Annotated in this window: 25 protein-coding genes; 18 read left to right on the top strand and 7 right to left on the bottom strand. The window is 70.4% G+C overall.

What is annotated here, in order from left to right; translation table 11 throughout:
* Nucleotides 1-5 precede the first annotated feature (5 nt).
* Nucleotides 6-953, bottom strand: a complete 948-nt coding sequence (locus ACWIE7_RS03695; protein WP_454057680.1) for a helix-turn-helix domain-containing protein — start codon at nt 951-953, stop codon at nt 6-8.
* Nucleotides 954-1120: 167 nt separating this feature from the next.
* On the opposite strand from ACWIE7_RS03695, the gene cysD reads away from it, so the two are divergent.
* From cysD to ACWIE7_RS03715, 4 genes are all read left to right on the top strand, one after another.
* The gene (gene cysD, locus ACWIE7_RS03700) at nt 1121-2038 is read left to right on the top strand and encodes a sulfate adenylyltransferase subunit CysD (RefSeq protein ID WP_454057679.1); all 918 of its coding nucleotides are present in this window, start codon (nt 1121-1123) and stop codon (nt 2036-2038) included.
* The gene (gene cysC / locus ACWIE7_RS03705; RefSeq protein ID WP_454068608.1) at nt 2038-3966 is read left to right on the top strand and encodes an adenylyl-sulfate kinase; all 1929 of its coding nucleotides are present in this window, start codon (nt 2038-2040) and stop codon (nt 3964-3966) included. The genes cysD and cysC overlap by 1 nt, the downstream gene beginning before the upstream one ends.
* A 4-nt stretch (nt 3967-3970) precedes the next feature.
* Nucleotides 3971-4882 carry a sulfite exporter TauE/SafE family protein gene (locus ACWIE7_RS03710; protein ID WP_452098481.1) on the top strand — a complete coding sequence of 304 codons (912 nt, stop codon included), beginning with the start codon at nt 3971-3973 and terminating at the stop codon, nt 4880-4882.
* A gap of 69 nt (nt 4883-4951) precedes the next feature.
* On the top strand, nt 4952-6220 hold the full coding sequence (locus ACWIE7_RS03715) for a cation:proton antiporter (RefSeq protein ID WP_454068609.1): 1269 nt from the start codon (nt 4952-4954) through the stop codon (nt 6218-6220).
* A gap of 15 nt (nt 6221-6235) precedes the next feature.
* On the opposite strand, the gene ACWIE7_RS03720 is transcribed toward ACWIE7_RS03715, so the two are convergent.
* Nucleotides 6236-6718, bottom strand: coding sequence for an RrF2 family transcriptional regulator (locus ACWIE7_RS03720; protein WP_230928370.1), 483 nt, complete (start codon nt 6716-6718; stop codon nt 6236-6238).
* Nucleotides 6719-6790: 72 nt separating this feature from the next.
* Nucleotides 6791-7768, bottom strand: coding sequence for a sulfite exporter TauE/SafE family protein (locus tag ACWIE7_RS03725; protein WP_454057676.1), 978 nt, complete (start codon nt 7766-7768; stop codon nt 6791-6793).
* Between the two features lie 130 nt (nt 7769-7898).
* Here ACWIE7_RS03725 and ACWIE7_RS03730 point away from each other — a divergent pair, with 130 nt between their 5' ends.
* Entirely contained in the window at nt 7899-8714 is an 816-nt protein-coding gene (locus ACWIE7_RS03730; RefSeq protein ID WP_454068610.1) for a 3'(2'),5'-bisphosphate nucleotidase CysQ, read from the top strand.
* Nucleotides 8715-9028: 314 nt separating this feature from the next.
* The gene (locus ACWIE7_RS03735) at nt 9029-9889 is read left to right on the top strand and encodes a hypothetical protein (protein ID WP_454068611.1); all 861 of its coding nucleotides are present in this window, start codon (nt 9029-9031) and stop codon (nt 9887-9889) included.
* Nucleotides 9890-9977: 88 nt separating this feature from the next.
* Here ACWIE7_RS03735 and ACWIE7_RS03740 read toward each other — a convergent pair whose 3' ends face one another.
* The gene (locus ACWIE7_RS03740) at nt 9978-10373 is read right to left on the bottom strand and encodes a hypothetical protein (protein ID WP_230928366.1); all 396 of its coding nucleotides are present in this window, start codon (nt 10371-10373) and stop codon (nt 9978-9980) included.
* A 179-nt stretch (nt 10374-10552) separates the two neighbouring features.
* Between ACWIE7_RS03740 and ACWIE7_RS03745 the strand changes: the two genes are divergently transcribed.
* The 5 genes from ACWIE7_RS03745 to rfbD all read left to right on the top strand — a co-directional run bounded on the left by ACWIE7_RS03745 (nt 10553) and on the right by rfbD (nt 15796).
* Nucleotides 10553-11629, top strand: a complete 1077-nt coding sequence (locus ACWIE7_RS03745) for a YihY/virulence factor BrkB family protein (RefSeq protein ID WP_454068612.1) — start codon at nt 10553-10555, stop codon at nt 11627-11629.
* A 187-nt stretch (nt 11630-11816) separates the two neighbouring features.
* Nucleotides 11817-12863 carry a YihY/virulence factor BrkB family protein gene (locus ACWIE7_RS03750; protein WP_452098488.1) on the top strand — a complete coding sequence of 349 codons (1047 nt, stop codon included), beginning with the start codon at nt 11817-11819 and terminating at the stop codon, nt 12861-12863.
* A 10-nt stretch (nt 12864-12873) separates the two neighbouring features.
* Nucleotides 12874-13920, top strand: coding sequence for a dTDP-glucose 4,6-dehydratase (rfbB, locus tag ACWIE7_RS03755; RefSeq protein ID WP_452098489.1), 1047 nt, complete (start codon nt 12874-12876; stop codon nt 13918-13920).
* A complete protein-coding gene (rfbA, locus tag ACWIE7_RS03760) occupies nt 13917-14798 on the top strand; it encodes a glucose-1-phosphate thymidylyltransferase RfbA (protein WP_452098490.1) in 882 nt (293 codons plus the stop codon). Before rfbB ends, rfbA begins: the two co-directional genes overlap by 4 nt.
* Before the next feature lie 77 nt (nt 14799-14875).
* Entirely contained in the window at nt 14876-15796 is a 921-nt protein-coding gene (rfbD, locus tag ACWIE7_RS03765) for a dTDP-4-dehydrorhamnose reductase (protein WP_454057704.1), read from the top strand.
* Between the two features lie 102 nt (nt 15797-15898).
* On the opposite strand, the gene ACWIE7_RS03770 is transcribed toward rfbD, so the two are convergent.
* The gene (locus ACWIE7_RS03770) at nt 15899-16717 is read right to left on the bottom strand and encodes an oxygenase MpaB family protein (RefSeq protein ID WP_454057672.1); all 819 of its coding nucleotides are present in this window, start codon (nt 16715-16717) and stop codon (nt 15899-15901) included.
* Between the two features lie 255 nt (nt 16718-16972).
* Between ACWIE7_RS03770 and ACWIE7_RS03775 the strand changes: the two genes are divergently transcribed.
* From ACWIE7_RS03775 to ACWIE7_RS03795, 5 genes are all read left to right on the top strand, one after another.
* Complete coding sequence (locus ACWIE7_RS03775) at nt 16973-17779, top strand: SDR family oxidoreductase (protein WP_454057671.1); 807 nt, start codon at nt 16973-16975, stop codon at nt 17777-17779.
* A 1-nt stretch (nt 17780) separates the two neighbouring features.
* Nucleotides 17781-18332, top strand: coding sequence for an LpqN/LpqT family lipoprotein (locus tag ACWIE7_RS03780; protein ID WP_454068613.1), 552 nt, complete (start codon nt 17781-17783; stop codon nt 18330-18332).
* 56 nt (nt 18333-18388) lie between these two features.
* Complete coding sequence (locus tag ACWIE7_RS03785; protein WP_454057669.1) at nt 18389-19045, top strand: dTDP-4-dehydrorhamnose 3,5-epimerase family protein; 657 nt, start codon at nt 18389-18391, stop codon at nt 19043-19045.
* A gap of 162 nt (nt 19046-19207) precedes the next feature.
* Nucleotides 19208-19345 (top strand): hypothetical protein, encoded by a 138-nt coding sequence (locus ACWIE7_RS03790; protein WP_230928357.1) that lies wholly within the window; start codon nt 19208-19210, stop codon nt 19343-19345.
* A gap of 82 nt (nt 19346-19427) precedes the next feature.
* Nucleotides 19428-20204: an enoyl-CoA hydratase gene (locus ACWIE7_RS03795; protein WP_230928356.1), complete on the top strand. Its 777-nt coding sequence runs from the start codon at nt 19428-19430 to the stop codon at nt 20202-20204.
* Nucleotides 20205-20281: 77 nt separating this feature from the next.
* On the opposite strand, the gene ACWIE7_RS03800 is transcribed toward ACWIE7_RS03795, so the two are convergent.
* Nucleotides 20282-20443 carry a hypothetical protein gene (locus ACWIE7_RS03800; RefSeq protein WP_230928355.1) on the bottom strand — a complete coding sequence of 54 codons (162 nt, stop codon included), beginning with the start codon at nt 20441-20443 and terminating at the stop codon, nt 20282-20284.
* Nucleotides 20444-20482: 39 nt separating this feature from the next.
* Here ACWIE7_RS03800 and ACWIE7_RS03805 point away from each other — a divergent pair, with 39 nt between their 5' ends.
* Nucleotides 20483-20845 carry a DUF4229 domain-containing protein gene (locus tag ACWIE7_RS03805; protein WP_454068614.1) on the top strand — a complete coding sequence of 121 codons (363 nt, stop codon included), beginning with the start codon at nt 20483-20485 and terminating at the stop codon, nt 20843-20845.
* 179 nt (nt 20846-21024) lie between these two features.
* On the opposite strand, the gene ACWIE7_RS03810 is transcribed toward ACWIE7_RS03805, so the two are convergent.
* The gene (locus ACWIE7_RS03810) at nt 21025-21840 is read right to left on the bottom strand and encodes a hypothetical protein (RefSeq protein WP_454068615.1); all 816 of its coding nucleotides are present in this window, start codon (nt 21838-21840) and stop codon (nt 21025-21027) included.
* A 325-nt stretch (nt 21841-22165) separates the two neighbouring features.
* On the opposite strand from ACWIE7_RS03810, the gene ACWIE7_RS03815 reads away from it, so the two are divergent.
* Nucleotides 22166-23272 carry a hypothetical protein gene (locus ACWIE7_RS03815; protein ID WP_454068616.1) on the top strand — a complete coding sequence of 369 codons (1107 nt, stop codon included), beginning with the start codon at nt 22166-22168 and terminating at the stop codon, nt 23270-23272.
* Nucleotides 23273-23432: the final 160 nt, after the last annotated feature.

Raw genomic sequence — 23432 nt, forward strand, 5'->3', positions numbered from 1 at the left:
ATCTCTCAGGTTGGGGACGGGTGGCGCGCGGCGTGCGCCGGGTGGAGCAGATGGTCCGGCGGTCCGGCCGCCCGCGTCGGCCCGGGCCGGGCTGCGAGGCGGGCCGAGACCGCGTCCGCGCACTCGGTGACGGCCTCCACGGCGCGGAACACGGCGCGGCCGGTCATCCGACGGCCGGGAGCCACCGCCACGGACCCCACCGCGCGGCCGTCCGCCCGCAGTACGGGCGCGGCCACAGAGGCCACGGCCAGGTCGGTGGCGGCCGTGAGTTCGGAGTCGGTCACGTCGATCTCGGACAGTTCCACGAACAGCTCCGACACACGGTCGCGCACGAGTGCCCCGATGCCCGACGCCTCCAGCGAGTCCGCCATCCGCAGCAGTTCGCGGCGCGCCGGGGTGAGCCGCTCGATGGACCAGCCGCGGCGGGCGATCTGCGGCAGCACCAACTCGAGGCGGTCTCTGGCGGCCGCGGTCAGTTCCCCCGACCCCGCCAACCAGCGTCGCTGCTCGGCCAGGAGGAACCGAGAGGCGAGCTCGCGGGCGAAGGGTGCGCGGATCGGGACCACGTGTCCGACGGGCATCACCTCGCGGGAGGCGGTACGCATGCCCGCGCCCACGGAGTCCACGACCTGGGCCATCCCGTCCCGGGACTCGAAGACCACGGCGGCGATCCCGGTCGCGTCGGCCAGGGCCTCGAGCGGCTGGCGGGCGGCGCGGACCAGGTCGGCCCCGGCGGCCAGCTGTGCCCCCACCTGGCGCAGGCGCGGTCCCGCACGCCACCCGCCGTCTGTCTTCTCGGCCCACTCGTCGGCCTGCATCCCGGTGAGCACGGCGTGCAGGGTCGAGCGGCTGGCGCCGACCTCGCGTGCGATCTCCGCCAGTGACAGGGGTGGGCCGTCGGTGGCGAGTGCCTCGACCACGGCCAGTACCCGATGCGTGGGTTCGTGTCGCATAGTCGACACCCTATGTCGATTAACGGATGAACGGCCACCAATTGTGTTCACGGAGGTGGAAATCCGGCCCGTGCGACGCACGATGGAGCAGATACCAGGGACAGACAGATCTGTCTGCCCGCTGTCCGGTCGGCCCTCCCGCCCGGGCCCACGACATTGGAGGTCGCATGACGACGAGGTCGGCGGTGACGCTCTCGCATCTCGACGCGCTCGAGGCGGAGTCCGTCCACATCTTCCGCGAGGTAGCCGCGCAGTTCGAACACCCGGGGATGCTGTTCTCCGGGGGCAAGGACTCCGTGGTGATGTTCCACCTGGCGCGAAAGGCCTTCTGGCCCGCGCCGATGCCGTTCCCGCTCATGCACGTCGACACGGGCCACAACTTCGACGAGGTCATCGACTACCGCGACCGCGTCGTCGACGAGACCGGGGTCCAGCTGCTCGTGTCCTACGTACAGGACGACATCGACGCCGGTCGCGTGGTCGAGGAGACCGGGCCCGGCACCAGCCGCAACCGCCTCCAGACCACCGCCCTGCTGCGTGGCATCCAGGAGAACCGCTTCGACGCGGTCTTCGGCGGGGCCCGCCGCGACGAGGAGAAGGCCCGCGCCAAGGAGCGCGTCTTCTCCTTCCGCGACTCCTTCGGCGCCTGGGACCCGCGCGCACAGCGCCCGGAGCTGTGGAAGCTCTACAACGGCAAGCACCGCAAGGGCGAGCACATTCGCGTCTTCCCGCTCTCCAACTGGACCGAGCTGGACATCTGGCAGTACATCGAGCGGGAGGACATCGACCTGCCGCCGATCTACTACGCGCACGAGCGCGAGGTGATCGAGCGCGACGGCATGCTCCTGGCCAACACCCGCTTCCTCGAGACCCTCCCCGGCGAGGAGGCCCGCACCGAGCTGGTCCGCTTCCGCACCGTCGGTGACGCCACCTGTACCGGCTGTGTGGAATCCGACGCCGTCGACAACGCCGCCGTGGTGGCCGAGGTCGCGGGAACCCGCGTCACCGAGCGTGGCGCCACCCGCGCCGACGACCGCATCTCCGAGGCCGGCATGGAAGACCGCAAGAAGGAGGGGTACTTCTGATGAGCACCGCGACCACCGAACCCACCACCGACTACACGACCGGGGACGCCGTGCTGCCCGAGGGGCACACCATGTCCGACCAGGCGCAGCTGCTCCGCATCGCCACCGCGGGATCCGTGGACGACGGCAAGTCCACCCTCATCGGTCGCCTGCTGTTCGACTCGAAGGGCATCTTCGAGGACCAGCTCGCCTCCATCGAGGCCACCTCCGCCAAGCGCGGCGACGAGTACACCGACCTCGCGTTGCTCACCGACGGGCTGCGGTCCGAGCGCGAGCAGGGCATCACCATCGACGTGGCCTACCGCTACTTCTCGACCCCGCGGCGCAAGTTCATCATCGCCGACACCCCGGGCCACGTGCAGTACACGCGCAACATGGTCACCGGCGCGTCCACAGCGGACGTGGCGATCATCCTCGTCGACGCCCGCAAGGGCGTGCTCGAGCAGACCCGGCGGCACGCCTTCCTGTCGGCACTGCTGGGCATCCCGCGCCTGGTCGTGGCCGTCAACAAGATGGACCTGGTCGACTACGACGAGGCCACCTACGAGGCCATCCGCACCGAGTTCACCGACTTCGCCGCCAAGCTCGAGGTCCACGACGTGACCTTCGTGCCGCTGTCGGCGCTCAAGGGCGACAACGTGGTCAACAGAGCGGTCGAGTCCGCTGACCCGATGCCGTGGTACACGGGCCCGGCGCTGCTCGATCACCTTGAGAACGTGCACATCGCCTCGGATCGCAACCTCACCGACGTCCGGTTCCCGGTCCAGTACGTGATCCGGCCCCAGCGCGCCGACGGACTGGATCACCGCTCGTTCGCGGGCACCATCGCCGGCGGGATCATCAAGGTCGACGACGACGTCGTGGTCATGCCGTCCGGTCGGCAGTCAACGGTCAAGGCGATCTGGGGTCCGGGCGGGGCCGAGCTGGATGAGGCCGCCGCACCCGCCGCCGTGACCATCGCGCTCAACGACGAGATCGACATCGTTCGCGGCGAGATGATCGCGCGGCCGGGCAACCGCCCGCACCAGGGCACCGAGCTCGAGGCCATGGTCTGCTGGTTCGCCGACGACGCGACGCTGACCACCGGCAAGCGGTACATCATCAAGCACACCACCCGCGACACCAAGGCGATGGTGACAGGCCTGGAGTACCGGCTCGACATCAACACCCTGCACCGCGACCCGGACGCCACCGAGCTCGAGCTCAACGAGATCGGCCGCATCGGCCTGCGCACGCAGAACCCGCTGATGTACGACCCGTACCGCCGCAACCGCGACACCGGGGCGTTCATCGTCGTGGACGAGCTCTCCGGCGACACGGTCGGCGCGGGCATGATCATCGGGCCCGCCACCAGCGGCTCGAACGTGGTCTGGCACGCCGGGACCGTGCAGCGAGGTGACCGCGGCCAGGGCCGCACCCTGTGGTTGACCGGCCTGTCGGGCTCGGGCAAGTCCACGATCGCCTCCGAGGTCGAGCGGCTGCTCATCGAATCCGGGCATCCCGCCTACATCCTGGACGGCGACAACCTGCGCCACGGCCTCAACGCCGACCTGGGCTTCTCCGCCGAGGACCGGGCCGAGAATATCCGCCGCACCGCGGAGGTGGCCGCACTCTTCGCGGACGCCGGCGTTGTCGTCATCTGCTCTCTCATCTCGCCCATGCGCGCCGACCGCGACGCGGCGCGCGCCGTCCACGCCAAGGCCGACCTGCCGTTCACCGAGGTGTTCGTCGACACGCCCCTGGCCGAGTGCGAGGCCCGCGACCCCAAGGGCCTCTACGCCAAGGCGCGCGCGGGCGAGATCGCCGAGTTCACCGGTGTCTCCGCGCCGTACGAGCCACCGCTGACCCCGGACCTGCACATCCGTCCCGAGGACGGCACCGCAGAAGAGGTCGCGCAGCGGATCGTCAGCACGCTCCTGGGAATCTGAGTCGGTGCCCGAGGCGCTCTGGACCTACGACTCACTGGGCCTCCTGGTCGTCAGCGCCGTGATCGGCGTGGTGATCGGTCTGACGGGGATGGGCGGCGGCGCGCTGATGACGCCCGCGCTCATCCTCTTCGGGATCCCGCCCACCGCCGCGGTCGCCAACGACCTGGTGGTCAACGCGGTCAACAAGGTCGTCGGCGCGGGCGTGCACTGGCGGCACGGCAAACCGAACCTCAAGATCGCCTTCTGGCTGATCATCGGCTCGGTCCCCACCGCGTACCTCGGCGCCTGGCTGGTGCACGCGGTGGGTGCCGAGGATGTGCAGGGGATGCTCAAGATGGCGATCGGGGCGACGCTCATCGTGGCCTCCACCGCCTACTTCCTCCGGGCGTTCTTCGAGATGTCGGGCAGGATACGAACGGGCGACGACGCGGACCCGCCGGTCAAGCCCGTACTCACCCTGCTGGTCGGTGTGGTCGGTGGCCTGATGGTCGGCATCACCTCGGTCGGATCGGGGACCGTCATCATGATGTGCATCATGCTGCTGTACCCCACGCTGGCGGCGCTGCGGCTGGTGGGAACCGACCTCGTGCAGGCCGTCCCGCTGGTGATCGCGGCCGCGATCGGGCACGTCATGGTGACCGGCGTCGACTGGACCCTGCTGCTGCCGCTGCTCGTGGGCGGCGCCGTGGGAACGTTCTTCGGCTCGAGGTTCGCCGGTCTCGTGCCGGGCGGGCTCATCCGCCGCGGGATCACGATCGTGCTGGCTGTGACCGCCTCGGCGATGCTCGGCGCCTCGCCGCTGCTGATCGGCGTGATCGCGCTGGTGTTGCTGACCGTCGGCCCGCTGGTGTGGAAGTTGCTGGTGCGTCGCTACTCAGTGCATCTGGGCCAGCCCGCAGAACCGGCGCGCGTCTGACGCCGGCCCGCGCGGTACGACCCGTGCGGTCCGGTGGCGCGTCACCCATCCGCGGGTGACACTCCTGCGGTGCCCAACACCGACCTCATGTACGCGGTCGTCGGAGCGGCGCTTCTCGTCGGTTCCATCCTGCCGCGACTGCTCCGGGAGCGGGTTCTGTCCGCGCCGATCGTCGTGGTTGGCGTCGGCATGCTCATCGGTTGGCTCATGCCGAGTGAGTCAACACTCGTCGATGTCATCGAGCACGCGGAGCTCGCCGAGCGGATGGCGGAGGTCACCGTCATCGTCGCGCTCTTCGGCGTCGGGCTGGCGCTCGACCGGCCACTGACCTTCCGCGGCTGGAGCACCACGTGGCGCCTGCTCGTCATCGGGATGCCGCTGTCGATCGCCGGCGTCGCGATGCTCGGGTGGTGGGCCCTTGGCCTGACCCCGGCGGTCGCGGTTCTTCTCGGGGCCGTACTCGCCCCTACCGACCCGGTGCTGGCCTCCGACGTGCAGGTGGAGGGGCCCGGGCACGGGGAGGGCGAGAAGGTCGACGACGAGCACGACGAGGCCCGCTTTGCTCTCACCTCGGAGGCGGGCCTCAATGACGCACTCGCGTTCCCGTTCGTCTACCTCGCGATCTTCCTGGCCACCAGAGGGCCGCTCTCGGAATGGGGGTGGTCGTGGGCGGCGTGGGACCTCGTCGGCAAGACGGTCATCGGGGCCGTGGCCGGGTGGATCATCGGCCGGCTGGTGGGCGCGGGCCTCTACCGTGTCCGCATCGGGGAACACCGCCTGGTGGGGTACGCCGAACCCGCGGCCGCGGTGGCCACTCTGCTCCTGGCCTATGGAATCGGCGAGTTGGTGGGCGGCTGGGGATTTCTGGCGGTGTTCTGCGCGGCTCTGGGAGTGCGCGCGGCCGAGCGACACGACGAGAAGCACGCCCGCGCCCACGAGTTCATCGAGTTCACCGAGCATCTGCTCACGCTGTTGGTCCTGCTGGTGATCGGGGCATCGTTCATTTCGGACGCGATCTTCCGGCTGGAGTGGTCGCACGCCGCGGTCGCTGCCGGAGTCCTGCTGGTGATCAGGCCGCTCACGGCCTGGGTCGCACTGCTGGGCGATCGCAGGCTGCGGCGCCCCGAGCGCCTCTTCGTCGCCGCCTTCGGGGTGCGGGGCGTCGGATCACTGTTCTATCTCTGCTACGCCATGGGCTACTTCTCGAAGGACGACGGCTGGTCACTCTGGCCCGCGGTGTCACTGGTGATCGTCGCGTCCATTGTCCTCCACGGTGCGGCGGCGTCCCCGGCCTTGAGAGCGCTCACGCACTACCGTCGGAGGAGCCGGACGACCTGAGGTCGGCCGCCGGCGTCAGCGAGGCTCCCACGCGTCGGTGTCGAGCGTCAGCTCGTGGACCTCGCCCGGCAGCTGCCCGTTCGCCAGATCGGCGATCGTGACTGCGTCCATCACCCGGCGCAAGGCCGCCCGCGAGGCGATCCACACGTGCTGCAGGACCGCGGCCCGTTCGTTGTAGACCACCGACTCCGGACGGACGTCGTAGACGCTGACGAGGGGGCCGTCGACGGCCCGCAGGACATCGGCGACGGTGATCCCCGAGGCCTCGCGGCCCAGGAACCACCCACCGGTCTTGCCGCGGCGGCTGGCCACGATGCCGGCCCTGCGCAGGTCGGACAGGATCGCCTGGAGAAAACCGTGCGGTATTTCCTGTCGCCGTCCCAACTCCTCCGCGCTCAGCGGGTTCTCGCGGGGATCGTCGTCGGGGCTGGCCAGCTGGGCCGCCGCGAGTTCGACGAGCGCGCGCAGCGCATAGTCCGATTTCGCGGTGACCCTCATGCGGAACAGTGTCCCAGAGCCGGGCCGGCGCCGGGCAGGGGAGTGGGGCGCCCCGGCCCGGGTCAGGCGGGGTCACGTGCGCGCGGGGTCCGTTTCCTCGTCCGCGGCGGGTCCGGCCGCGGTGGTTGTGGTCCCGTCGACGGCCTCGTCGTCGTCCCGACCCCGGGCCCCGCGCTCCACGGCGCCGTGGTCCCGGACGCGCCGCTCGGCGCGCACCGCCCACACGATCCCGGCGATCCACGCGGCGGCCAGGGCGACCAGGATCGGCGTCACGGCGGACGCGGGCGCGTCGGCCCAGAGCAGCAGGGTGCGGGAGTTGGTCACCACGATCAGGCCGCCGGCCGCGGTGCCGAGCACGCGCGCGGGCAGGTGCTTGACGAGCCAGGCCGCGAGCGGCGCCACGAGCACGCCGCCGATGAGCAGCGCGGCGGCGTAGCCCCAGTTGATGCCCGCCGCGCCCAGCCCCACGAGGAAGCCGAGCGAGCCACCCACGGCCACCACGAACTCGGAGGTGTCGATGGAGCCGACGACCTTGCGCGGCTCGACCCGGCCCGAGGACAGCAGGGACGTGGTGCCGACCGGGCCCCACCCGCCGCCGCCGAGCGAGTCGAGCGTGCCGCCGACCAGCCCGAGGGGTACGAGGAACCCGGTGCGGACGCGGCCGCGGAATTCGGGCCGACGCCCGCCCAGGGCGAGGAAGCGGTACAGCACGTACAGGCCCAGCGCGAGCAGGATTGCGCCGACGACCGGGGTGGCCGCGTCGGCGGGGAGGCTTGACAGGACGGTCGCCCCGGCGAAGGCGCCGATCGCGCCGGGGACAGCGAGGATGCGCACGATCCGCCAGTCCACGTTGCCGAGTTTGTGGTGGGAGATCCCGGAGGCGAGCGTGGTGCCGATCTCGGCGAAGTGCACGGAGGCCGAGGCTGCCGCCGGCGCGATTCCGGCGGCGACCAGCAGCGTCGTGGACGTGACGCCGTAGGCCATGCCCAGCGACCCGTCGATGAGTTGGGCGATGGCGCCGACGACGCCGAGCACGATGAGTGTCTTCACGGATGACCCTTCAGGGTAGTGACTTCATTAAGTTGACTAGAACAGTAGACATAAGCGACGGGCGCTGTCTAGACCGATCTGTCTACGCCGTTGGCGTCCGCTGTTTCGGCCCGCCTCCTAGGCTGGGGGCATGACCGCCACGCGTACCCCGGACCAGCAGCTCGCCGTCGATCTCGCAGCGGAGGCCGGACGCCTGCTCGTCGAGTTGCGAACCTCGGGCCCGACTGGCCGGGAACTGGGCGATCTCGGTGACCGCCGCGCCAACACGCTGCTGCTCGACCGGCTCGCCGCGGAGCGCCCCGGTGATGCGGTGCTGTCGGAGGAGTCGAAGGACGACCTCGCGCGCGTCGACGCCGATCGCGTCTGGATCATCGACCCGGTCGACGGCACTCGCGAGTACGGGCTCGGCGACCGGCCGGACTGGGCCGTGCACGTCGCGTTGTGGGAGCGAGCGGGAGACCCGGCACGGTCGCGTCTCACCGCCGCGGCGGTGTCGCTGCCGGCGCTCGGCGTGGTGTTGGGGGTCGACGACGACGAGAACTACGCCGACCCGGCCGGCAATCACGGGGTGGACGGCAGTGGCCTGCTGGACCCCCGCACGGATTCCCGGCCGCGCATCGTGCTCTCGGCATCGCGGCCTCCGGCCTTCGCGGACGCGGTCGCCCGCGCGGTGGGTGGCGAGCTCGTCCCGCTGGGGTCAGCCGGTGCCAAGGCCGCAGCGGTGGTGCGCGGGGAAGCCGACGCCTACATTCACGCCGGTGGCCAGTATCAGTGGGATTCGGCCGCTCCAGCCGGGGTCGCGCTGGCCCGCGGGTTCGTCGCGCTGAGGGTGAACGGTGACCCGCTCGAGTACAACGTGGCCGAAACCTTCCTGCCGGACCTCGTGGTGTGCCGCGCCGACCTCGCGGACGCGATCCTCGAGGCGATCGGCTCCGTGGCCGGCTGAGCCGACGGCCACACTCGGCTCGCTCGCGACAGATTCGGCGGCGAGGGGGCTGGTACTGGTCGGACCCGCTGACCTGCGGTGCCGTGAACCGTCCTTTCAGGGCAGCCCAGGTCAAGGCCCTGCGGGGCCCTGCCGGGAGGCCGCCCACGACCGGCGCTCGCCGGCCCGGCGTTCTCGCCCGACGACTCGCAGCAGGAGAGGGCTCTGGGATCGGCCGGCGTGAACTCGGCTTTCAGTTCCTTGTTCAGCTTCATGGCTGCGAGCGGACTTCCGCCGTGCTGTGCCGCGCTTGAGTCCTTGGGTACGGTTCGACTGTGGCCGCGCACGGAGACGAGGAACCGACGGACCGGGGAGATACCGCCGGCACGGGTCCGGAGCCCGAAGTCTGGCGCCTGGTGCATCCGCGTCACGGCACGCTCGAGGTTGCGGTGGGCGGCCCGGCGCAGCTGCGCACGGTTGACCCGGGTTTTCCGCGCAAGAAGAGGGAAGACGACGACACTGCCGTAGACGACAGCGCGCCCTCCAATCCCGGGTACGTCCTCCTGTACGACGGGGATGTGGTGGCCCGTGCCCACCGGGTCGGCAATCACAAGGTCTCGATCACCGGTGATCCGCCCGACCGCGGGAAGTTCACCGGTAACCTCTCGGTTCTCTCGGGCCCGCGGGTACAGATGCGCAGCAGCGCGTTCGCGACGACGGTCCGCCAGGTGACCTTCCGCGAGGGCAGCGAGGTCGTTTACTTTGATCCGCCGCCGGGGTCCGCGGCCGAAGCCCGCCTCGAAGCGATCGCCGCCTCCCCGTGGAAGCGGGTGGTCTATCCGGTTGCCGCGGGGGTGGGTAAATCCGGGTGGGCGATCGCGATGATCGTGTTGCTCCCGTTGATCGGCCGAGTGCTGAGCCCGATCCTGGACTGGATCGCTGAGCGGATACCCGACATCGATATCCCGTGGCCCGATATCTCGCTACCGAGCATTCCGTGGCCGGACATCTCTCTCCCGACGATTAACCTCCCCGAGGTGAACGTCCCGGGCTGGGTCGAATTCCTGCTCGAATACTCGAAGGTGTGGGTGCCGCTGTTGGTCGGCGTGGCGATCGCGGTGGTGGCGGTCCGGCATTCGCAGAAGTCCCGTCGCATCAAACGCGAATGGGAGTCAGCGGGAGAAGTTCAGGAGTGAGCCGGGAACAGAACCGGCCCGGCCGCGCGGGTGCGGGGCCGGACCGGGCGCTGCTGCCGGGTGGGCGACGCCGGGTGGCGTCAGGGGGTCACTTGTCGGTGACCAGCGCGCCGGCGATCGCCAGCATGAAGGCGTCCTTGGACAGGGACATGCCCTCCTGGCTCGGGCGGATCCCGTCGGACTCGGTCATGGCGGGGTTGCGGAAGTACATCGAGAGCAGGCCGGCGGAAAAGACACCGAGCGCCGCGCCGGCGACCCTCTTGGGCACGATCGGCGTCAACAGCGCCGCGCCGATGCCGATCTCGGAATAGGCGACGAACTTGCCGAAGGTATCGGGGTCCATCTCGGCCACCGCGGGGACGCCGGTGGCGGCGAAGCCCTGCAGGCCCGCAGCTGCCTCGGTGGGCATACCGCGCTTGCTCCAGCCGGAGTTGAGGACGAACGCGCCGGTGATTCCGCGGAGGATGGCATTGGACAGGCTCATGGGGGTGCTCCTTCGATCGGGGTCTGAATGTGTGATTGACGTGACCCTTAGGTGACGTGACACCAACTAGCCTAACGCAGACGACGCCGGATGTAATCCCCGCAGCATCCGTAGCTGATCGGCCCTGAGATTCAGCGTGGCGGATGCGCTCGGGGCTCGTCGGTGGAAAGGTCGCCGGTATGAGCACGATCAGAACCGACACCAACACCGACCGGCCCGACCCGGACACCGACCCCGACGAGGGCAAGCCCGACTCGCCGACGTCGCTCACCGGCTCGGCGTGGAAGATCGGCATCAAGAGGGCTGTCGGTGAGTTCTCACGTGACCAGTGCACCGACCAGGCAGCCGGCCTGACCTACTTCGCGGTCCTGTCCCTGTTCCCGGCATTATTGGCCGTGGTCTCACTCCTCGGTGTGTTCGGCCAGGGTCAGGCCACCGTCGATGCGGTGATGGAACTGCTCGAGGGCGCCGCGCCGGAAGAGACGCTTGCCGCTCTCCGTGGGCCCATCGACTCGCTGGTCACCACCCCGGCAGCCGGGTTCGCGCTGATCGCCGGTATCGCGGGGGCCCTGTGGTCGGCCTCGGGCTACGTCGGCGCGTTCGCCCGGGCCATGAACCGGGTCTACGAGGTCGAGGAGGGCCGCCCCTTCTGGAAGCTCAAGCCGTCCATGCTCCTGCTGACCGCCGTCATCCTGGTCCTGATCTGCATCGCCGGGCTCCTTCTGGTGATCAGCGGACCGATCGCGGCCTGGGTGGGCGACCTGATCGGACTGGGCGATACCGCGGTCACGGTGTGGAACATCGCCAAGTGGCCGGTGCTCCTGCTCGTCGTCGTCGTCATCCTGGCCGTCCTCTACGGATTCGCGCCCAACGTCCGGCAGCCCAAGTTCCGCTGGATCTCCATCGGCGCGATCGTCGCGCTGCTCGTGTGGGCCGTGGCCACCGGCGCCTTCGTGGTGTACGTGACCAACTTCGGCTCCTACAACGCCACCTACGGCTCGCTCGCCGGCGTCATCATGTTCCTGCTCTGGCTCTGGATCACCAACAACGCGTTCCTCTTCGGGGCCGAGGTCGACGCCGAGGTCGAGCGCGCCCGCGAACTGCAAGCCGGCATGCACGCCGAGGAGGCCATCCAGCTGCCGCCGCGGGACACCACGGCCAGCGACAAGGCCGAGGACAAGCGGCAGCAGACCATCGACGACGCGGCTGACGTGCGCCGCGAGGCCCAGGCCGAGCAGGCCCGCAACCGCACCTGACCGGCCGGCCTCGGACCCCCGGCCCGCCGGGAGCGCTGGAGGCTCGGACGGGCAGTCGCTGGAGCGGGTGCCGGCGGAGGACAGGGTCGTACACCGCTGCTGCTCTGCCCGGTGCGGCCGGTGGTGTTGGCTGTCGGGGTGGCGCGGCTGACCGGGGAAAGGCCCCGCAACGGCGACAATCGGGGGCATGACCCCAGGAAGCAACGGCACGGCGATACGCAGACGACTGCGCGTTGTCTGGCTGGTGCTCACGCGCTCGATCTCCGAGTTCCTGCGCGACCGCGGCCCCGATCTCGCCGGCTCCCTCACGTATTACGGCGTGCTCTCGCTGTTCCCCGCGATCCTCGTGGTGATCTCGCTGCTCGGCGTGTTCGGCCAGGGCTCGCGGACCGTCGACGCGGTAATGGACATGCTCTCCGACGTGGCGCCGGGGGCGATCCTGGACCCGATCCGCGCCCCGGTCGAATCGCTGGTCACGGCCCCCACCGCGGGGCTCGCGCTGATCGTCGGTACGACGGTCGCCCTGTGGTCGTCCTCGCGGTACGTCTGGGCGCTCGGCCGTGCGATGAACAGGGTGTTCGGCGTCGAGGAGGGGCGGCCGCTGTGGCGGGTGCTGCCGGCCGGGCTGGGGCTGACGGCGTTGCTCATCGTGCTGGTCGCCTTCGGCGGACTGGCGTTGGCGTTCACCGGGCCGGTCGCGGCGACCGTCGGCGGGTGGATCGGGATGGGGAGCGAGGCCGTGGCCGTGTGGGAGCTGGCCAAGTGGCCGGCCACCCTGATCACCGCGATCGTCGCACTGGCCGTGCTCTACCGGTTCGCGCCCAACGTCTCCGGCCGCCGGTTCCACTGGATCTCGCTCGGCGCGGCCGCGGCGTTGGTCATCATCGCTGCGGCGACCGCAGGATTCAGCTTCTTCGTCGTCAACTTCGGCAACTTCAACGAGGTCTACGGTTCGCTGGCCGGGGTGATCGTGTTCCTGCTGTGGCTGTGGCTGGTCAACATCGCCGTGGTTTACGGGGCGCGCCTCGACGCCGAGGTGCTCCGGGTCCGCCAGCTGCGGGCCGGTATCCCGGCGGCGGAGTCGATCCGGGTGACCCCGCGCGACACCCGCGCGCTCGTCGCGCGCGAACGCAGACGGGCCGCGATGATCGCCGAGTACCGGGCGATGCTGAGCGAACCAGACGGAGCGGGCCGCGACGCAGGTATGGCCGGAGCGGAGGCCGAGCAGCGGTAGGGTTGCACCCATGCGCCTCGTCGTCACCGGGGGAGCCGGGTTCATCGGCGCCAACTTCGTCCGCACCGTCGTCCGCGAGTACCCGTCGGCCCACGTCACGGTGCTCGACTCCCTGACCTACGCCGCCAACCGCGCGAGCCTTGCCGACCTGCTCGGGGAGGGCTCCGGCGGAACGGCCCGCGTCGATCTGGTGGAGGCGGACTGCGCGGACGCGGCCGTGACCGACCAGCTGGTCGCCGAGCTCGCCGGCCCGGGCGACGCCGTGGTGCACTTCGCGGCCGAGAGCCACAACGACAATTCGTTGGCCACGCCGTGGCCGTTCGTGCACTCCAACATCGTCGGAACCTACACGGTTCTCGAGGCGTGCCGCCGTCACGACGTCCGTCTGCACCACGTCTCGACCGACGAGGTGTACGGGGACCTGGAGCTGGACGACCCGGCCAAGTTCACCCCGGCCACGGCCTACAACCCGTCGAGCCCGTACTCGGCCACCAAGGCCGGCGCCGACATGCTCGTCCGCGCCTGGGTGCGCAGTTTCGGGCTGCGGGCCACCATCAGCAACTGCTCCAACAACTACGGGCCGTACCAGCACGTGGAGAAGTTCATCCCGCGGCAGATCACCAACATCCTCGACGGTCGTCGCCCGCGCCTCTACGGGAGCGGGGCCAACGTGCGGGACTGGATCCACGTCGACGACCACAATTCGGCCGTGCTGCGGATCCTCGCCGATGGCGAGCTCGGCCGCACCTACCTCATCGGCGCCGACGGCGAGCAGTCGAACCTGCAGGTCATGCGGACGATCTGCAAACTGATGGGCGTTAGTGGAACGGACGGCGATCCCGGGTTCGACCACGTCACGGACCGACCCGGCCACGACCTGCGATACGCGATCGACGCGAGTGCCACCCGGGAGGAGCTGGGCTGGGCGCCCCGGCACACCGATCTGCGCGCGGGGCTGCAGCAGACCATCGACTGGTACACGGCCAATCGGGACTGGTGGGAGCCGGTCAAGGAACGCGTCGAGGCGAGGTACGCGAGCACGGAGAAGGTGCTGTGAAGGGAATCATCCTGGCCGGCGGCAGCGGCACCCGGCTGCGGCCGCTCACGTCGGCCACCAGCAAGCAGCTCATGCCGGTGTACGACAAGCCGATGATCTACTACCCGCTGTCCACGCTGATGTTGGCGGGGATCCGCGACATCCTGATCATCACCACGCCCGAGGACTCGCCCCGGTTCCGCCGCCTGCTGGGCGACGGTTCGCAGTTCGGGATCTCGCTGAGCTACGTCGAGCAGGCCGAACCCGACGGTCTGGCGCAGGCGTTCGTCCTGGGTGCGGACCACATCGGCGACGAGCCGGTGGCGCTCGTCCTGGGCGACAACATCTTCTACGGCCCCGGCATGGGTACCCGGCTGCGCCGTTTCTCGCAGGTCGACGGCGGCGCGGTGTTCGCCTACCAGGTGTCGAACCCGCAGGAGTACGGCGTGATCGACTTCGACGCCGAGGGGCGCGCCGTCAGCCTGGAGGAGAAGCCGGAGAACCCGGCCTCGGACTTCGCGGTCCCGGGCCTCTACTTCTATAGCGCCGACGTGGTGGAGGTGGCGCGCGCACTGGAGCCGTCGGCGCGCGGCGAGTACGAGATCACCGACATCAACCGCCATTACCTGCGGCAGGGTCGCCTGCAGGTGGAGGTGCTGCCCCGCGGCACCGCGTGGCTCGACACCGGCACGCACGACTCGCTCCTCGACGCGGGCAATTACGTGCGGACGATCGAGGACCGTCAGGGTCTCAAGATCGGCTGCCCGGAGGAGGTGGCGTGGCGGATGGGATATATCGACGACGACGAGCTCACCGAACGCGCCCGGGAGCTCATCAAATCCGGTTACGGTTCCTACCTCCTCCAGATCCTCCGTCGCGAGAAGGGCAGGCGGTCGTGACGTCGGCTGCGGGCGGGGACGGCTCCGAACCGGCCGACGCAGGCCCGAGCGGGCCCTGGGACTCGAGCCCGAGTGGTTTGCCGCGCATCCTCGTGCCGGGTGGCCGCGGCCAACTGGGGCGGGCTCTGGCGGGGCTCGCCCGGGGCAAGGCCGTGACCCCGGGGAGGGACGAACTCGACATCACCGACCCCCGCTCCATCGCGACTGCTCTCGACCGTCTCGCCCCGGAGGTGGTGGTCAACGCGGCCGCGTACACGGACGTGGACGGCGCGGAGTCCGATGAGGAGGGCGCGACCGCGCTCAACGTCGACGGCCCGCGGGCACTGGCGGCGGCGTGCCGCGAGCGGGGTATCCGCCTGGTCCACATCAGCACCGACTACGTGTTCTCCGGCGACGTGCCCGGCGGGGGCGACCCGGCGACCGCGCCCGCGCTCCAGCCCCACGACCCGACGGCTCCCGTCACGGTCTACGGCCGTACCAAGCTCGCCGGCGAGCGGGCCGTGTACGAGGAGTTGCCGGAGGCGACGGTGATCCGCACCGCCTGGCTCTACACCGGGGCGTGGCGGGTGATCGAGAACCAGCCGGGGAGCGACTTCGTGGCCACGATGATCCGCCTGGAGTCCGAGCGCGAGACGCTGAACGTGGTGAACGACCAGTGGGGCTCGCCCACCTACGTCTCGATCTTCGCCGATCAGGTGCTGATGTTGCTCGCCGCGGAAAAGGCCGGGGAGGCCAATGCCCACGGGCGCACGCACCACGTCACGGGCGGCGGCCGCGCAACCTGGTTCGATCTCGCCCGGACCGTATTCCAGTACCTCGGCGCCGACCCCGAGCGCGTGCGTCCGTGCTCGAGTGACGAGTTCCCCCGGCCTGCGGCCCGCCCGAAGTTTTCCGTGCTCGGGGACACCGCGTGGCGTGAGCTCGGACTGGCACCAACGCGGACCTGGAGAGAGGACCTCGTCCCGGGGATGTCCTATCTGACGTCACAGCGCGAATAGGTCGCTCTCGGCCAACGCGGCACCTCGTCGTCGTCGTTCTCACAACGCTCTCACCCGGCGGACAGCGACGGACCACGGTGAGCGGGTACTCCGTCACGCCTGTCAGGCGGGACGGACCCGCATGGCCGACGGCGCCGCGATCGGGGCGCGCGTGGTGAGCCGCGGCAGACTCAGTCCCTGGTGCGCCTTGGAGATCCGGCCGAACACCGCGCTGCGGTCCATGGGGCGATGCGGCAGGTCCAGCGCGCGGCGGACGTCCGACGGGACCAGGCTGGCGGCGGCATCCACCACGGTGGTGCAGGACCGGTGCGCGGTGACCGAGTTCTCGGCGACGCCGGGGCAGGCGTTGGCGTTCTCCCGTAGCTGGCGGGCCGCGCGCCGACCCGCGGTGGTGGCGCGGGCCCGGTCGCGGGAACTGCGCAGGAGCTGCTCGAGCTCGCGGGCCGAGGTGGGGAACGCGCCGGCGCCCTGCAGGTGCGCGATGCCGGCCCACTGGCGGACGTACTCGTCCGACTCGGCCGGAGTGAGGGGCTTGGCGGCGAAACGCTGGTACGCCGCCAGCAGCGACCAGGCGGTGGCGGCCTGCGCCCAGCACGCCAGCTCCGGGTCGGCGCCGTAGTAGTAGTCGCCGTGCTCGGTGGTGCCGCTGAGCGAACTGCGGTCCCGGTGGGCGTGGTCGATGGTCACCATCGCGTCGTCGACCGTCCCGAACGTGGTGATCTCCACCAGGTCGTGCAGGTAGTCGTCCACGATCCACGGGTTCCTGGCCGCGCTGCCGGACCCGACGATCGCGGCAAACGCCGGGTTCGCGAGCAACATGAGCAGGGCCGTGGTGACGCCGAGCGGGGTGGCCGCGTCGCCGTGCACGCGCCAGATCGGATCGCCCGGGCGGAACCACCGTGGGCCCGGGACGTCCAGCACAGAGCACACCGGTGAGTCCGACGCGTCGCGTGGAGCGAGTGGAGACACAGGCACCCCCCTGGGTTTCGTGAGCCGCCCGAGGGGCGGCCGGCTGGGACCTGGTGGCGACTTTAGCGCGGCAGGGCCCGGACGGCGGGACGCACGGGCACATTCCGTGCGGCGTGTTCCGTCGCGAACCGCGCGATCACGACCGCGCGCTGCCCTCTAGGCTGGGCGTGAACCGCCACCAGACACTGACGTCGCAAGGAGTCGGCCGTGACAAACCCCCCTCTTCCCTCCCCCCGTACGGGTCCGGTAGTTCCTGATCGGTTCGCCGGTCGGACCGCGATCGTCACCGGCGCCAGCCGCGGCATCGGCCTGGGGATCGCCCGCAGGCTCCTGGCGGAGGGAGCCTCGGTGGTCATCACCGCACGCGGGCAGGAGGGACTGGACGCCGCCCTCGCCGAGCTCGACGCGCCGGGGCGGGTGGTCGCCGTGGCCGGGAAGAGCGACGACGAGGACCATCAGCGCGAGACCGTCGACCGGGCGGAGTCCGAGTTCGGGCCGGTCGACTTCCTGGTCAACAACACCGGTATCAACCCGGTGTTCGGGCGGACCGTGGACCTCGACATGTCGGCGGCCCGCAAGATCGCCGAGGTCAACACGCTGGGCACCCTGGCGTGGACCCAGAAGGTGTACCACTCGGGGCTGGGCGAGCGTGGTGGCGCGGTGGTCAACATCGCCTCGATCGCCGGGCTGGCGCCGTCGCCGGGGATCGGCTGGTACGGCTCGACCAAGGCCCTGGTGATGCGGCTGACGCAGGAACTGGCCGTGGAGGTCGGCCCGGCGGTGCGTGTCAACGCGATCGCGCCGGGTGTGGTCAAGACCCGCTTCGCCGAGGCGCTGTACGACGGCCGCGAGGAGGCCATGTCCGCGGTGCTGCCGGCCGGGCGGCTGGGGGTGCCCGACGACATCGCCGGCCCCACGGCGTTCCTGCTCTCGGACGATTCGCACTGGATCACCGGCCAGACCCTGGTCGTGGACGGAGGCGCCCATATGGTCGGCGCGGGATTGCAGGGCTGAGATGACGTCTATTCAGGAGTTCTGTGCCTCCACCGGGCGCAGCCTCGAGGCGAGCCCGCCGATGGCGGTGGCCGCGCAGCCGCTGACGTGGGTGGACAGCCCGCCGTGGCAGCGCATCGAGTCCCCGGAGCCGTCCGCGGTGATCTACGTGGACCCGGGCGCGCACCGCGACGGGTTCTCGCCGAACGCGGTGGCGACCTGCGCGCGGGTGTCCCCGCCGATGCCGACCGAGCAGGCTGTCGAGATGATCGTCTCGACCGCCGACGCGCTGACCGGCTGGGCCCTTCTCGAGCAGGTCGCCGGCGAGGGCGACGAGACCGCCGGCGCCGTCCGCAGTGTCTACCGCTACCTGCGCGGCACCTACACCGCCGAGCCGGGGGAGATGGCCACCTCGAGCCTGATCGTGGGGTGGAGCGATTCCGAGGCCACCTACGTCTTCCAGTTCGTCGTCACCGGGTGGCGCGAGGACACCGCGCTGCACGACGACGCCATGGGTTGCCTCCTGCTGGGCGAGTGGACGGCTGCGCAGATCGTCGACGCGATGCGGGGTTAGGGTGGTCGGCGTCCCCGCACGGGGGCGTCCTCGATCTCGGGAAGGCGGGACCGTCAGTGCAGCTTCGGGAACTCAGTGTGACGGGGGCGTGGGAGATCACCCCTCGCCAGATCGCGGACGACCGTGGCGCGTTCCACGAGGCGTTCACCGATCCCGCGTTCCGGCGCATGACCGGCCACCGCCTCGACCTCGCACAGGTCAACGTGTCCGTGTCCGCCGAGGGGGTGCTGCGGGGCCTGCACTTTGCGGAGGTCCCCCCGGGGCAGGCCAAGTACGTGCTGTGCCCTGCGGGGACGGTCTTCGACGTCATGGTGGATGTCCGGGTCGGCTCACCTACGTTCGGTGAGTGGGCGGGCGTCATCCTCGATTCGACCGAGCAGCGGGCGGTCTACGTCCCCGAGGGCGTAGCGCACGGCTTCCTCTCGCTCGAGCCGCAGTCCACGGTGATGTACCTGTGTTCGGAGGGGTGGCGGCCCGGTGCCGAGCACGTGATCGACCCATTCGACCCCAAGATCGCGATCGACTGGCCCTCGATGGCCCTGGACGGCACGCCCATTGACCACGTCATGAGCGAGCGCGATCGCGGCGCCCCCGGCCTGCTGGACGTGGCGGCGGCGGGTCGGCTGCCGAAGTGGGACGACTGCGTGGCGTACACCGACCGTCTGCGTGAGGCCACGCCGCGTGTGGACGAGGAGTGGCGCCCGGCCCACTGAGCGCGATCGGCCACGCGGTGTGGCGCGTATCCCAGGGGCGGCAGGTGGCGTGGGCGCCCTCCTGCGCATACCCTATGGGGTATGTAGTCCGATGGTTCGGTCGGCGCGATACGGTGTCGGGTAGGCCATGGGAGAAGTCGACACGATCACAAGGAGATCACCATGTGTTACCCCGTCACCTGCACCGTCTGCGGCAAGACCACCTGGGACGGCTGCGGCCAGCACATCGACGACGTCAAGGTCGGAGTCCCCGCCGAGCAGTGGTGCGACGGGCAGCACGCCACCGCGACGGGGGCGTAGTCCGCCCCTTTCGCCACGTCAGGCCGTGGCCGAGGGGTAGAACCGAGGAAACGACTCCTCGTCCCCTTACCGGAGGCCCACGGTGAACACCCCCTACGTCCGTGTCGAGCGCAGCGGTCCGATCGCGCGCGTCATCCTCGACCGCCCCGAGCGGCGCAATCCGCTCTCCCTGCAGATGATGCGGGACGCGACCGCCGCGATCCGTGATCTCGGCGGGGACCCCTCGTGCGGCGTCGTCGTGGTGACCGGGTCAGGCCCGGCACTGTCGGCGGGGCATGAGATCAGTGAGATGGTCGACCGCACCCTGGAGCAGGAGCGGGAGGTCTTCACCACCTGCGTCGAACTGATGGAGAGCGTTCAGGCGATCCGCCAGCCGGTGATCGCGGAGGTCCAGGGTCATGCGGTGGCCGCCGGTTGCCAGCTCGTGGCGACCTGCGATCTCGCGGTTGCCGTGGATTCGGCCCGGTTCGGGACCCCGGGGGTGAAGATCGGGCTGTTCTGCTCGACCCCGATGGTGGCGGTCTCCCGGAACATCGGGCGGAAACGCGCCATGCAGATGCTGCTCACCGGCGAGACGATCGACGCGGCGACCGCCGTCGACTGGGGCCTGATCAACGAGGCCGTCCCGGCGGACCGGCTCCGCGCCCGTGTCGATGAACTCGCCGCCCGTATCGCTGACGCGAGCCCACTCACCCTGGAGATCGGCAAGCAGGCTTTCTACCGACAGATCGACCTGCCCCAGGACGATGCCTACCGTGCGATGGCCGAGACCATGGCCACCAACGCCGTCACCTGTGACGCGCAGGAGGGCATGTCCGCGTTCCTGGAGAAGCGCACGCCGGAGTGGCGCGGCGAGTGAGCGGACGGGCGTGCAGTCCGCGGTTGCGGAGTGCACGCCCGACTTCGTTATGCGCTCTGCCCGATATCCCGACGTGGTCAGGGATCGAGCGGCTTGCGACGATCAAGGTCCCGGAGGAAGTCAGGGTCGTCGTCAGGCGCGATCACGCGCGGGGGAGCGGGCCGTGAGCCCGGGCCGAAGGCCCGCCACAGCAGAATCGCCACGGTGATCACTCCGATGAGTGCGAACAGCCAGATCACTCGAACCTCCTTCACACCACGATACGTATCCTGGGAGACATGAGCGAGCGAGATGAGTCAGTAAACCCGGCGGAGACCTCCGAGGGTGGGTCGGCTGCCGAATGGGAGACGCCCAAGCTGGACTCTCCCGGTGCTCGTCTGGCGCGGAACATGATCTTCTACACGATAGTCCGGCTGCTGCTGGTGCTCGCGCTGGCGCTGCTGGTCATCGGCATCGGCTACCTGGCGGGTGCCCAGGTGCCGGTTCTGGTCGCCGCGATCATCGCGGTCGTGATCGCACTGCCGCTGTCGATGGTGATCTTCAGCAAGCTGCGTTCCCAGATCAACTCGGACATCGCGGCTGTCGACGAGGGGCGCCGGATCAAGCGCGAGGACCTGCGCCGGCGCATGAACGAGGCATGAGTTCGCGCGGCGTAGTGGACGGGCAGTAGCCCGCAGACCTCAGGTGACCGGGTCGGTCCCCACTAGGGGACGGCCCGGTCCTGTCATTTCGGCACGGTCAGATCCGCACCAGACGATCCACACACCGCGGCTCGCGATGGGCGAGGAGCGACGGTGGGTTCTCGGGGCCGGGCCGCGGACTAGCGCGGGACCGGAGCGTGCGAGCCGTGCGAGCCGTGCGAACCGAGCGAACCGAACGGCCCGGTCGGGCCGGCCGATTCAACCGAGGTCGGGGGGGCCGCGGGTCGACTCTGCTGGGCCCCGGTTGTGGTGGGGACCTCGGTCGGCCGACCCGGCTCTGACGACCCAGGCGTGGTGGGCGAGGTCTCGGTCTCGCCCGGGTTGCCGGTGCCGGGCGTGGTCTCGCCGGGCTCGGTGGGCTCGGTGGGCTCCGTCGGGTCGGTCGGCCCGGGCGAGGTCGAGGGCGGCATGGTGGGCGACGTCTCGCCGGGGGACGTCGTCGTGGACTCGGAGTCCGGATCGTCCGTCTCGGAGGTCGTCTCCTCGCCCTCGAGCTGGTCGCGGTCCTCGTCGGTGGTTCCCTCGGGGTCGGCGTCGGTACGCGGCTGAGCGGGCGTCCACTGATAGGAGTCGGTCGTCTCCGACACGGGGGTCTCGCGGGTCGGCGCGAGGCTGCCCGCGTCGGCGTCCGGCACGTACAGCGCGCCCGGGGCGGGCTGTACGCCGATGTAGTAGCGGCTGAGGCAGTGGTCGGTGACGTTCTGCGATCCGTCGGTGAAGAACGTCATTCCGGGAGTGCCGCCGTCGGCCTCGGTGGCGCAACGCGCGATGAAACGGCCCGGCTGGGCCTCCTCCTCAGTGGTCTGGCTGGGAGAGGTCAGTTCGGCCGCGGAGGCGGACCGGGGCGCCTCGGAGAGGACCTGCGGTTCCGGCTGCGCGCACGACGCCGCCAGCAGCGCAATTGCGCCGGCGGACAGGAGCACCCGATTTCGCATAACGATAGTGTCTCAGTTCTGTCAAAGGATGGCTACCACTGAAGCGTTAAAGACTTCGGATAGTCCGGAAGGTCACGTTCTCTTCGCCGGGCACGGCACGCCGCTCGCACCCGTCATCGCCTCTCCTGTCCTGATCGACGGCGGATCGCGGAATGTTACCGCCGGTCTCTTGGCGGCCGAGTGCCCGGAGGTTGTCGGGCAGAGGCGTCAGCGGACGACCCGCCGCGAACCCTGTGGCTCGTGTGACTCATGTGACGTATGATGCCTGTGTGATTGGGGTGTCCCCGGTCGCGTCACGTCCACTCCTCGACGACAAGGTGGCCTCATGTTCCAGCGACGCCCTGACCGCACCGTCCCCCGCTCTCGTTCCCTCGTGCTCGGGGGTGCGCTCGCCGCACTCGCCGTGGTCGGCGGCGGCACGGTGGCCGCCGTCAACTCGCCGGCGGAGGTCGAGGCCGAGGGGATCCAGCTCACGCAGAACGCCGCCGCGCAGGGTGGTGCAACACAGGAAATGCCCCTCGGGACCGAGGTGAACCTGGATCTGGAGCCCGTGGTGGCGCAGGCCGCGGGCGGGACGATCCCTGCCGGGACCACCGTCACGGTCACGGGCCTGCCCGACGGTCTCACCCAGGACGGGTGGGTCATCTCCGGCACCCCGACGCGCGCGGGTGAGTACGACGTGCTGGTCACGGTCTCCAACGCGGACGTCTCACGCTCGCAGCGGGTCACGATCACCGTCACCGAGGGAGCAGAGGGGGCCACGGACCCGACCGTCACCTCCGATCCGTCCGGGACGACGGACCCGTCCGCCGACACCGGGCCTGCCACGCAGGTCGAGCCGACGCTCTCGGCCGTCCCCGGTGAGCGCGCGCGTGGCGGCGCCGAGGGCGCCGCCGAGGAGCCCGGCTCAGGCGATGGTGTCGGCGGCGACGGATCGGGTGTCGACAACGACGACAACGACGACGACAACGGCGACGGCGCCGGTGGCAACACCGGGACCGGAGGCGACGGCGAGGGCGGCACCGGAGGCGACGGGACCGGCACCACTCCCGAACTGTGTTCGGTTCTCGGTGGCGGCCAGACCGATGCGTCGTCCCTGGCGCAGTTGCTGCCGACTATGGGCGACGAGGACACCGCCTCCACCGGCCTGGTGATGGTGCTGGTCAATGCGGTCGTGGGCCTGCTGCCGTCGGTGCTCGGTGAGGACGGCCCGTTCGGCGACCTCGGCTCGGCGGGGGAGATGCTGTGCACTCTGGCGCCGGGGCTGCTCGGTGGTCAGGGCGGGGCGACCGCCGCGGACGGCCCGGGAGCGGCCGCGACGACCGGGGTGCCGGCGGACGCTCAGCTCCAGGGGGCGGCCGCCGCGCTGCCCATCGCGCCGACCGCGCTCCTGGGTCTGCTCACCACGGGCGCCGGCAGCCTGGGCGGGTGAAGTCGGCCGGCGGAGCGGCCGACTTCGCGGGACCGTAGTGCGCTTGAGGCAGGTTGTCGGACCGGCGCGATAGGCTTCTCCTGTCGTCACCGGCCCTCGGGCTTCCCGGGCTCGACATGAGTCGTCGCCCCATCGCTGCACTGCCATAAAGGAGTCCGCC

Source organism: Dietzia sp. NPDC055343 (genome assembly GCF_053645265.1).